Source organism: Pseudomonas sp. NPDC087639, from assembly GCF_044743385.1.
Classification (GTDB): Bacteria; Pseudomonadota; Gammaproteobacteria; order Pseudomonadales; family Pseudomonadaceae; genus Aquipseudomonas.
The window spans coordinates 5289-15765 of record NZ_JBIUWI010000089.1; the positions used below are offsets into that span (position 1 = coordinate 5289).

General features: G+C 59.1%; 12 protein-coding genes. 1 reads left to right on the plus strand and 11 read right to left on the minus strand.

All coding sequences use genetic code 11. The annotated features are described in order from the left end of the window. Window positions 1–144: 144 nt before the first annotated feature. A complete protein-coding gene (gene flhF, locus ACIOVB_RS24925) occupies window positions 145–1485 on the minus strand; it encodes a flagellar biosynthesis protein FlhF (protein ID WP_008077677.1) in 1341 nt (446 codons plus the stop codon). An 11-nt stretch (window positions 1486–1496) separates the two neighbouring features. After that, the gene (gene flhA, locus ACIOVB_RS24930; protein ID WP_187677392.1) at window positions 1497–3626 is read right to left on the minus strand and encodes a flagellar biosynthesis protein FlhA; all 2130 of its coding nucleotides are present in this window, start codon (window positions 3624–3626) and stop codon (window positions 1497–1499) included. A 640-nt stretch (window positions 3627–4266) separates the two neighbouring features. Here flhA and ACIOVB_RS24935 point away from each other — a divergent pair. Continuing rightward, complete coding sequence (locus ACIOVB_RS24935; protein ID WP_401271978.1) at window positions 4267–4626, plus strand: DUF6124 family protein; 360 nt, start codon at window positions 4267–4269, stop codon at window positions 4624–4626. A 162-nt stretch (window positions 4627–4788) separates the two neighbouring features. Here the strand turns inward: ACIOVB_RS24935 and ACIOVB_RS24940 are convergent, their stop codons facing one another. The 9 genes from ACIOVB_RS24940 to ACIOVB_RS24980 form a co-directional block, all read right to left on the minus strand. Next, window positions 4789–5457 (minus strand): hypothetical protein, encoded by a 669-nt coding sequence (locus ACIOVB_RS24940; protein WP_401271979.1) that lies wholly within the window; start codon window positions 5455–5457, stop codon window positions 4789–4791. 132 nt (window positions 5458–5589) lie between these two features. Beyond that, on the minus strand, window positions 5590–5841 hold the full coding sequence (locus tag ACIOVB_RS24945; protein WP_401271980.1) for a hypothetical protein: 252 nt from the start codon (window positions 5839–5841) through the stop codon (window positions 5590–5592). A gap of 128 nt (window positions 5842–5969) precedes the next feature. Continuing rightward, on the minus strand, window positions 5970–7109 hold the full coding sequence (flhB, locus tag ACIOVB_RS24950; protein ID WP_305442064.1) for a flagellar biosynthesis protein FlhB: 1140 nt from the start codon (window positions 7107–7109) through the stop codon (window positions 5970–5972). 3 nt (window positions 7110–7112) lie between these two features. Next, a complete protein-coding gene (gene fliR / locus ACIOVB_RS24955) occupies window positions 7113–7898 on the minus strand; it encodes a flagellar biosynthetic protein FliR (RefSeq protein WP_187677387.1) in 786 nt (261 codons plus the stop codon). Between the two features lie 3 nt (window positions 7899–7901). Then, a complete protein-coding gene (fliQ, locus tag ACIOVB_RS24960) occupies window positions 7902–8171 on the minus strand; it encodes a flagellar biosynthesis protein FliQ (protein WP_008077662.1) in 270 nt (89 codons plus the stop codon). After that, on the minus strand, window positions 8168–8926 hold the full coding sequence (gene fliP / locus ACIOVB_RS24965) for a flagellar type III secretion system pore protein FliP (protein ID WP_123465773.1): 759 nt from the start codon (window positions 8924–8926) through the stop codon (window positions 8168–8170). Before fliP ends, fliQ begins: the two co-directional genes overlap by 4 nt. Next, window positions 8926–9384, minus strand: a complete 459-nt coding sequence (gene fliO / locus ACIOVB_RS24970; RefSeq protein WP_401271981.1) for a flagellar biosynthetic protein FliO — start codon at window positions 9382–9384, stop codon at window positions 8926–8928. The genes fliP and fliO overlap by 1 nt, the downstream gene beginning before the upstream one ends. After that, entirely contained in the window at window positions 9385–9840 is a 456-nt protein-coding gene (gene fliN, locus ACIOVB_RS24975) for a flagellar motor switch protein FliN (protein WP_123533702.1), read from the minus strand. Window positions 9841–9896: 56 nt separating this feature from the next. After that, a partial coding sequence (locus ACIOVB_RS24980) for a FliM/FliN family flagellar motor switch protein (protein WP_401271982.1) occupies window positions 9897–10477 on the minus strand: 581 nt, incomplete at its 5' end.

Genomic DNA, 10477 nt, shown 5'->3' on the forward strand with positions numbered 1-10477 from the left:
TCACCTGTACGGGATGCATGCTGCCCATGTTATTTCTTTACCTTGTCTTGCATAGACGGAGGCCACATTACTGGCTGCGCGTTCACAACCGGAACAATGCGCGGCAGACCATCGATGTAGGTACAAAAACTGTTCATGAATACCTCAGCCTACCTGCTTGGTCGGGCTGTGATAGATATCAGCGAACATGTCAGCCATGGCTTCTTCGCTGGGTTCTTCCTGCATTTGCACGCTGACGGCGCGGCTGACCAGTTGATGACGGCGCGGCAGATGCAAATCATCCGGAATCCGTGGGCCATCGGTCAGGTACGCGACCGGCAATTCATGACTGATCGCCAGGCTCAACACTTCGCCAAGGCTGGCCGTTTCATCCAGTTTAGTCAGGATGCACCCGGCGAGCCCGCAACGCTTGTAACTGTGATAAGCGGCGGTTAGAACCTGTTTCTGGCTGGTGGTTGCCAAGACCAGATAATTTTTTGAACGAATGCCACGACCGGCCAGGCTTTCGAGCTGCATGCGCAGTGCCGGATCGCTGGCTTGCAGGCCGGCGGTATCGATCAGCACCACGCGTTTGCGCAGCAGCGGATCCAGCGCCTGGACCAGCGACTGGCCCGGATCGACGTGGGTTACCGGCACGTTGAGAATCCGGCCCAGGGTCTTCAGTTGTTCCTGAGCGCCGATGCGGAAACTGTCCATGCTCACCAGCGCGACGTTCTGCGCGCCGTATTTGAGCACATAGCGCGCAGCAAGCTTGGCCAGCGTGGTGGTCTTGCCCATGCCGGCAGGGCCGACCATCGCAATCACACCGCCCTCTTCCAGCGGCTCGACTTCCGGTACGGCAATCATCCGCGCCAGGTGCGCCAGCAACATGCGCCAGGCCTGACGAGGTTCTTCGATATCGGTGATCATCGCCAGCAAGTCGCGCGACAACGGGCCGGACAGACCGATCCGTTGCAGACGGCGATACAGGTTGGCTTGCGCCGGACGGCTGCCTTGCAGCTGATTCCAGGCCAGGGTGCCGAGCTGGACTTCCATCAGCTCGCGCAGGCTGTTCAATTCAAAACGCATCGAATCCAGTGCACGCGGATCAACACCGCCAGACGATTGCGCAGGTGCCGGGGCTGGACGCGCTGGCGCAGCGTAAGTCGGCTCGCTCAACGGTTCGGCGGCAGTCAGCGGCAGGCCAGCGGTCAACGGCAGCCCGGCAAAGATCTGGCGATTGCTATTGCCGTCGGCTTCGCCACGCAGGCTCAGTTCGGCTTGTGCAGTGACGATACGCGACTGGGTCTTGCGCAGTTCATCCTCAAGTTCCATGTTCGGAACCCGTGGCGCCAGCGCCGACAGTTTGTAATCCAGCGCCGCCGTCAGCTCGACGCCGCCGGCAATGCGGCGGTTGCCAATGATGGCGGCATCAGCGCCCAGCTCATCACGAACCAGCTTCATGGCCTGACGCATATCGGCGGCGAAAAAACGCTTAACTTGCATAAACCACTACCTCAGCCGTTGGGCCCTACTGTCGCAACGATCGTCACTTGCTTGTTGTCCGGGATTTCCTGGTAGGCCAGCACGTGCAGCCCAGGAACGGCGAGGCGACCGAAGCGCGAAAGCATCGCGCGAATCGGGCCTGCTACCAACAGGATCACCGGCTGACCTTGCATTTCCTGACGCTGCGCCGCTTCGATGAGCGACCGTTGCAGCTTCTCGGCCATGCTTGGCTCCAGCAGAACGCCCTCTTCCGAGCCTTGTCCTGCCTTCTGCAGACTATTGAGCAATATTTGTTCCAACCTTGGTTCCAATGTGATCACAGGCAGCTCGGACTCAGTGCCTACAATGCTTTGGACGATGGCGCGCGATACGCCGACCCGCACGGCGGCCACCAGCGCGGCGGTATCTTGACTCTTCGCGGCGTTGTTAGCGATAGCTTCGGCAATGCTGCGGATATCGCGTACCGGCACGTGTTCGGCCAGCAGCGCCTGCAACACTTTGAGCAGTTGCGACAGCGAGACCACACCCGGCACCAGCTCTTCGGCCAGTTTCGGCGAGCTTTTGGCCAGCAATTGCATGAGTTGCTGCACTTCCTCGTGCCCAATCAGCTCACTGGAATGCTTGTACAAAATCTGGTTCAAGTGGGTCGCGACCACAGTGCTCGCATCAACCACGGTGTAACCAAGGGATTGCGCCTGCGCCCGCTGGCTGATTTCGATCCACACCGCCTCCAGACCGAAAGCCGGATCTTTGGCGTTGATGCCGTTGAGCGTGCCGTAGACCTGGCCCGGGTTGATCGCCAGTTCGCGATCCGGGTAGATCTCGGCTTCAGCAAGGATCACGCCCATCAGGGTCAGGCGATAGGCGCTCGGCGCCAGATCGAGGTTGTCACGAATGTGCACAGTGGGCATCAGGAAGCCCAGATCCTGCGAGAGCTTCTTGCGCACGCCCTTGATCCGCGCCAGCAATTGTCCGCCCTGATTGCGGTCCACCAGCGGAATCAGGCGATAACCGACTTCCAGGCCGATCATGTCGATCGGGGTCACGTCGTCCCAGCCAAGCTCCTTGGTTTCCATGGCGCGGGCCGGCGACGGCAGCAGTTCCTGCTGACGCTTGACCTCTTGCAACGCCTGCACCTTGACGACGTTTTGCTTCTTCCAGAACAGATACGCGCCACCGGCGGCCAGTGCAGCCATGCTCAGGAACGAGAAGTGCGGCATGCCCGGCACCAGGCCCATGACCGCCATCAAACCAGCAGCCACTGCCAGCGCTTTCGGCGAGGCGAACATCTGACGGTTGATCTGTTTGCCCATGTCTTCCGAACCGGAAGCACGGGTCACCATGATCGCTGCCGCTGTTGATAACAACAGTGATGGCAATTGCGCCACCAAACCGTCACCAATGGTCAGCAAGGCGTAAACCTTGCCGGCGTCGGCGAAGGTCATGTTGTGCTGGAAGATACCGACAGCCATGCCGCCGATGAGGTTGATGAACAGAATCAGCAAACCGGCGATGGCGTCACCGCGAACGAATTTGCTGGCACCGTCCATCGAACCGTAGAACTCGGCCTCTTGGGCGACTTCCTGACGGCGCGACTTGGCTTGGTTCTGGTCGATCAGGCCGGCGTTGAGGTCGGCGTCGATGGCCATTTGTTTGCCAGGCATTGCATCGAGGGTGAAACGTGCGCTCACCTCGGAAATCCGCCCGGCACCCTTGGTCACCACAACGAAGTTGATGATCATCAGGATCGCGAAGACCACGATACCGACCACGTAGTTACCGCCGATCACCACTTCACCAAAGGCCTGGATCACCTTACCGGCGGCGGCGTGGCCGTCCTGCCCGTGGAGCATCACCACCCGCGTCGACGCCACGTTCAACGCCAGCCTCAGCAATGTCGCGACCAGCAGAATGGTCGGGAACACCGCAAAATCCAGCGGCCGCAGCGCGTAGACGCAGACCAGCAGGACGACGATCGACAGAGCAATGTTGAAGGTAAAAAACACGTCCAGCAGGAACGGCGGGATCGGCAACATCATCATTGCCAGCATGACCAGCAGCAACAACGGCACGCCCAGATTGCCTCGACTGAGGTCGGCAACATTAGTGCGAGCAGTGTTGAATAACTGAGAGCGATCCACCGGTTTTCCCCGTTCCTTTAAAGCAAACTTTTGACGCCCAGAGCGGGCTCACGGCGGCTATTGCAAGAAGCCTTCCAACTTTTGCCGGGGAATGAAATAGAGCGGGTTGGCGGGGAATTTTTTGCTGATTGGGCTGGCCCTTTCGCGAGCAGGCTCGCTCCCACAGGGAACCGCATTCCAAATATGGAATGAAATACAAACCAAAATGCGGGATTGGAATGCATTCCAAATGTGGGAGCGAGCCTGCTCGCGAAGGGGCCAGTGAAGTCAGCGAAAATTGCGTCTTAAACTCAGGTGTTTAAAAGACACCTTCTGACACGCCTCCAAGGCTACACATCCTTGCGCCATTGCCTACAGCTACGCCAGAATCCGCCGGCTTGTGCGCTTTGTGCCGGGTCTCTATCGTGGTCCGGTCGCTGACCAATCAGCGATCGGGTTTAGCGACTCGGATCTATGTAGGCGCACCAGCGCTCCAAACTCCATTGCAGGCACTCTTCCTGCAATTGATGTCATGGCGGCTGTGCGCGGGAGACCTTCGGGTCTGCCGGGCGCCTACACCCGGTTCGCTAACCTGCGTCCAGCCGCCACCTTTTCCTGTTTAGCGACGGGTTTTGGTGGCCTCACCTGTAGGAGCTTCACCATGATCAAACCAACACCCAACCCGCCCGAAACCGATCCCACCTCGCCCTACGAATCCCTCGATTCGAAAAAGCTCCACGAAGCCGCCGACCGCGCCCTCGATCACTATCTCTGCCCGCCCGGTTCCACGCCGCCGCCACGTAAAACCCGCGCGATGTACGCCGTCACCGCGGACTTCAAAAACGAGGAACTCTTGGCCAACGCTTGCGAAACTCTCGCCTCAGCAAGAACCATCGCCAATGACTTCGCCCATCTCATACCCGCCTCGCAACGCAGGACGCTGCTGGGCATCGCGCAACTGATCATGCTCGGGGAACTGGCGGTGAATCGGGTGCTGGACAATCTGGAGTTGCCGAACTAGCCCGCTGACACAGACCTGAAGATCGTTCCCACGCTCTGCGTGGGAACGATCAATTCTCGCGGGTTGCAAGATCAACAGATCGCAGCCTTCGGCAGCTCATACAGGGGTTCATCTCAACTGTAGGAGTTGCCGCAGACTGCGATCTTTTGCTTCAAGCGCTTGTTACTGCGCCGTCAAAATCTGGCTGGGAGCAATATTACCGAAGCTGAGTTGCCGGCTATTGATGTATCGCGTCCCCCTGAACATTTGCAGACCTTCAGCCTCAACCAGATCCTCATGTGCGTACATGAGCACGACCTTGGTTATTGGCGCCGTCACCCCCGGCTCCTCAGCATGGCCTTCCAGCAGATTGAGAGCCCATTGAAAACGAATGACCGGCAAGTCCTCGATTACAATCTGACGTGAATCGTCCAGCAACCGGAAATCCTGGTGCGCGGTGATTCGCAGTGTGCGCCCGATAATGGCAAAAGCTGGCTTGCCATAGCGCACCTCCAGATCATTACTGACGGCCCAATCATCCATGTAGTTGTCTGGCGAGGTGAACAGTTTGAACAACGCCTCGTTATCGCGAATATTGCCCGCCGAGGAAAACAGGTAGTTGTAGGAATAGTGATAAGCCAGGCCGTCCAGTTCAGGCCTAATCGCGTTGACCGGACTATCCAGGTAACGCGGAATATAAATATTGGCCATTTGCACGAAGTGGGTGAAGTCCAGATCCATATCGAAGGACACCGTGTAACGAATGGCCCGCTCCTCGGGACGCTGTTCGAGCCGCCCTGACACATATTCCAGTGTCATTCCTTCAAGCTTTTTGTAGATTCGCTGTGTCATGAGTGCACCCTCTGCGCTGTGGGATTATTCCCAAACACATGGGAGCGCTACCGGAGGTCGGCGTCTACTGTCAGAACTAACAGGTATGCAGGCTTTTCAGACAGACGGCAGGCGTCAGAAATCAGCCGCAGACTACTTCAGAGGGCGATCCGGACCCAGACGCAGATTCGTGGCTTTTCCTCGCGCCGTTTTCGGCTCGTCGAATTCCACAGGATCGCCCACGTTGATCTTGTCCCGATTTGGATCGGTCTTTGGAATGTTGAACTCGTAACCTGTGTCCGACAAAAAGAAGCCCGTAGCGGCCGCAAAAGAAGTCCCGGAGCGCTTAGGCGTAATGATGCCCTTGCCGGTTTTTGGGTCATAGCTACTGAAAGTACCTTTCATTGTCTTGCTCCCTTGCGCGTGCCGAGTACTCGCGCCAAGTGCGCGGTATAACCTGCATAAAACTGCAAAGACAAAACGAACGCACCTGTCAGAGTTGACAGGTATGCACCGTTTTCAGACAAACGGCATCAGGAATCGCGGCGCAGATCCGGCGGAATCGGCAGGTCGTCCTTGAGCGGATCCGGGCGTTTGCCCTTGCCGGCGCGATGTTGGCGGATCTGATAGACGTAGGCCAAGACCTGGGCAACCGCCAGATAAAGCCCGCCGGGAATTTCCTCATCGAGTTCGGTGGAGTAGTAGATCGAACGCGCCAGCGCTGGCGACTCGAGGAGCATGACGTTGTTGGCCACGGCGATTTCGCGAATCTTCAACGCCAGGAAATCGCTACCTTTGGCCAGCAGCAATGGCGCACCACCCTTCTCGGCGTCGTATTTGAGTGCCACCGCGTAGTGGGTCGGGTTGGTGATGATCACGTCGGCATCGGGAATCGCCGCCATCATCCGTCGCTGGGACATTTCGCGCTGAGTCTGGCGGATGCGCTGTTTGACCTCCGGCCGCCCCTCTTGATCCTTGTGCTCGTCACGCACTTCCTGCTTGGTCATTTTGAGCTTTTTCATGCTCTCCCAGATCTGCACCGGGACGTCGACCGCCGCGATCAGGATCAACCCGCAGGCCATCCACAAAGTGCTCCAACCCACCAGCAACACGCTGTGAATGATGGCCTGATCCAGCGGCTCATGGGCGATACGCAACAAGTCGTCGACGTCCGCAGACAACACCACCAGCGCCACGGCCAGCACGATGAAAAACTTGGCCAACGCCTTCAGCAACTCGACGATGGCTTTCATCGAAAACATGCGCTTGAGGCCCGCGCCGGGGTTCATCCGGCTGAATTTGGGTGCCATGGTGCCGGCGGAAAACAACCAACCGCCCAGGGCAATCGGACCCAACAGCGCGGCCAGCAACAGGGTAATCATGATCGGCTGAATCGCCACCAGCGCGAGCTTGCCGGAATGCATCAGAAAAGTGCCCATGGAGCGCTGATCCATGATCACTTCGCGCGGCAGCGAGAAGTTCATGCGCATCAGATCCATCAAGTCCTGCGCCAGCATGCCGCCAAACACCAAAAGAGCACCCGCACCGGCCAGCATCACGGCCAGGGTGTTGAGCTCTTTGGAGCGCGCGACCTCACCCTTTTCGCGGGAGTCCTTTTTGCGCTTCTCCGTGGGGTCTTCTGTTTTGTCCTGACCGCTTTCGCTCTCAGCCATGACTCAGCGCGCCTGTGCCAGTTCGCGTAAAAACTGCAAGGCCTCGGTGGCCAGCGGTTGATACTGATTGAGAATGTCCGCCAGGCCGACCCAGACGATGAAGAGGCCGAGCACCAGGGTCAGCGGAAAACCGATGGAGAAGATGTTCAACTGCGGCGCCGCGCGGGTCATCACACCAAAGGCGATGTTGACCACCAGCAACGCCGTGATCGCCGGCAGCACCAGCAATAATGCTGCGCCGAGCACCCAGCCGAGTTTGCCGGCGAGCTCCCAATAGTGTGTCGTCATGAAGCCGCTGCCAACGGGCAACGTGGTGAAGCTTTCCGTGAGGACTTCGAACACCACCAGATGGCCGTTCATCGACAAGAACAGCAAGGTCACCAGCATGGTGAAGAACTGCCCGATCACCGCCACCGACACACCGTTGGTAGGGTCGACCATCGAGGCAAAGCCCATACCCATCTGGATCGCGACAATCTGCCCCGCCACCACGAACGCCTGAAAGAACAGCTGCAAGGAGAACCCCAGCACCGCGCCAATCAGGATCTGCTCGCCAATCAGCAGCAGCCCGCTCAGATCCAGCGCATTGACCGGCGGCATCGGTGGCAGATTGGGCGCAATCACCACAGTGATCGCCAACGCGAAATACAGACGGATACGCGTGGGCACCAGCGTCGTGCCGAACACCGGCATGACCATCAGCACCGCGCCCACACGAAACAGCGGCAACATGAACGTCGCCACCCAGGTACTGATCTGGGTGTCGGTCAGCTGAAGCAGCGATTGCATGGCTTAGCCGATGACCATCGGAATGTTGTGATACAGCTGAATGATGTATTCCATGAAGGTCTGCACCAGCCACGGGCCGGCGACGATCAGGGTAACCAGCATCACCAGCAGACGCGGGAGGAAGCTCAGGGTCTGTTCGTTGATCTGCGTCGCGGCCTGGAACATCGCCACCAGCAGACCGACCAGCAGACTCGGAATCACCAGCACCGCAACCATCATGGTCGTCAGCCACAGCGCTTCGCGAAAGATGTCGACCGCGACTTCCGGCGTCATGGCGAGACACCTCCAAAACTGCTGGCCAGCGTACCGATGATCAGGGCCCAGCCATCCACCAGCACGAACAGCATGATCTTGAACGGCAGGGAAATGATCAGCGGCGAGAGCATCATCATACCCATGGCCATCAGCACACTGGCCACGACCAGGTCGATGATCAGGAACGGAATGAAGATCATGAAACCGATCTGGAACGCGGTTTTGAGCTCAGAGGTCACAAACGCCGGCACCAGAATTGTCAGCGGCGCCTGATCGGGCGTGGCGATGTCGGTACGCTTGGACAGGCGCATGAACAGCTCAAGATCGCTGGAGCGAGTCTGGGCGAGCATGAAGTCCTTGATCGGCACCTGCGCCTTTTCCACCGCTTGCTGAGCGGTGAGTTTTTCCGCCAGATACGGCTGCAAGGCATCGTTGTTCACCCGATCGAACACCGGCGCCATGATGAACAGGGTCAGAAACAGCGCCATACCGGTGAGGATCTGGTTCGACGGTGTCTGCTGCAAGCCAAGGGCCTGACGCAGGATCGAGAAGACAATGATGATCCGGGTAAAACTGGTCATCAGCATGACGAACGCCGGGATGAAACTCAGCGCAGTCATGATCAGCAGAATCTGCAGGCTGACCGAATACTCCTGCGCGCCATCGGCGTTGGTGCCCAGCGTGATCGCCGGGATCGACAACGGATCGGCGGCGAATGCCAGCGGCGCAGCCAGCAGCAGGGCCAGCGTCAAGACGATGCGAAGCGCACCCATTACTTCTTATCCTTCTGATCCTTGCCGAGAATTTTCAGCAGATGCTGGGCAAATTCCGGGGTCGCTTTCTCGGTAGTGCTCGGCACTTGCACCGGTTCCTTCAGCACATGCAGCGCGGTGATGGTGCCGGGGCTCAAGCCAAGCAGAATCTGCTCGTTGCCGACCTGAACCAGCATCAACCGGTCACGCGGACCGAGCGCGCGGGAACCGATCAGCTCGATCACCTGCCCCTTGCCCGCCGGCCCTGCCTGTTGCACACGGCGCAGTAACCAGGCGAGGAAGAAGATCAAGCCCAACACCACCAGCAGGCCCAGCACCAACTGCGTCAATTGCCCGGCCACGCCGCTGCTGACCATTGGCGCGGCAGCGGCAGGCGCGGCGGCGGCGGCGCTGGCAACCGGCTCGGCGGCCAGCACGCCCAAAGGCAACGCCAGCAGCACCCAGAGAAACCTTTTCACTCAGCGCAGCTTCTTGATGCGTTCGCTTGGGCTGATCACGTCGGTCAGGCGGATGCCGAACTTCTCGTTGACCACTACGACTTCGCCGTGAGCGATCAGCGTGCCGTTGACCAGCACGTCCAGCGGCTCACCGGCCAGGCGATCAAGCTCGATCACCGAACCCTGGTTCAGTTGCAGCAGGTTGCGGATGTTGATGTCGGTACTGCCCACTTCCATCGAGATGGACACCGGGATGTCGAGGATCACGTCCAGGTTCGGGCCGTCCAGCGTCACCGGATCGTTGTTCTTCGGCACGCTGCCGAACTCTTCCATCGGCAGACGGTTGGAGCCCGACGCACCGGCGTCGGCCGCCAGCAGCGCATCGATGTCGGCCTGGCCGTCACCGGTCTCTTCCAGGGCCGCAGCCCATTCATCGGCCAGTGCCTGATCGTCCTGGGCGTTCATATCGTCGTTCATCATTTGTCCTCGGCGGGCAACAATTCAGCTAAATGTGTGGGGGTAAGAACGCCGCTTCAGCGACGCTCGATCGGCTCGATCACCTGCAACGCGAGGTTGCCTTTGTGCGAGCCCATCTTGACCTTGAAGGCCGGCACGCCGTTGGCGCGCATGATCATGTCTTCCGGCATCTCGACCGGGATCACATCCCCGGGCTGCATGTGCAGGATGTCACGCAGTTTCAACTGGCGGCGGGCCACGGTGGCGCCGATCGGTACGTCGACATCGAGCACGTCCTGACGCAGGGCGTTGACCCAGCGCTCGTCCTGATCGTCGAGGTCCGACTGGAAACCGGCGTCGAGCATTTCGCGCACCGGCTCGATCATCGAGTACGGCATGGTCACGTGCAGATCGCCGCCACCGCCGTCGAGTTCGATGTGGAATGTCGACACGACAATGGCTTCGCTCGGGCCGACGATGTTGGCCATGGCCGGGTTCACTTCCGAGTTGATGTACTCGAAATTGACTTCCATGATCGCCTGCCAGGCTTCCTTCAAATCGACGAAGGCCTGCTCCAGCACCATGCGCACTACGCGAAGTTCGGTCGGGGTGAACTCACGCCCTTCGATCTTGGCGTGACGGCCGTCGCCGCCGAAGA

Coding starts and splice junctions, on each gene's coding strand:
- flhF (WP_008077677.1), bottom strand. CDS start 1,485: ATGCAAGTTAAGCGTTTTTTCGCCGCCGATATGCGTCAGGCCATGAAG.
- ACIOVB_RS24935 (WP_401271978.1), top strand. CDS start 4,267: ATGATCAAACCAACACCCAACCCGCCCGAAACCGATCCCACCTCGCCC.
- ACIOVB_RS24940 (WP_401271979.1), bottom strand. CDS start 5,457: ATGACACAGCGAATCTACAAAAAGCTTGAAGGAATGACACTGGAATAT.
- ACIOVB_RS24945 (WP_401271980.1), bottom strand. CDS start 5,841: ATGAAAGGTACTTTCAGTAGCTATGACCCAAAAACCGGCAAGGGCATC.
- flhB (WP_305442064.1), bottom strand. CDS start 7,109: ATGGCTGAGAGCGAAAGCGGTCAGGACAAAACAGAAGACCCCACGGAG.
- fliR (WP_187677387.1), bottom strand. CDS start 7,898: ATGCAATCGCTGCTTCAGCTGACCGACACCCAGATCAGTACCTGGGTG.
- fliQ (WP_008077662.1), bottom strand. CDS start 8,171: ATGACGCCGGAAGTCGCGGTCGACATCTTTCGCGAAGCGCTGTGGCTG.
- fliP (WP_123465773.1), bottom strand. CDS start 8,926: ATGGGTGCGCTTCGCATCGTCTTGACGCTGGCCCTGCTGCTGGCTGCG.
- fliN (WP_123533702.1), bottom strand. CDS start 9,840: ATGAACGACGATATGAACGCCCAGGACGATCAGGCACTGGCCGATGAA.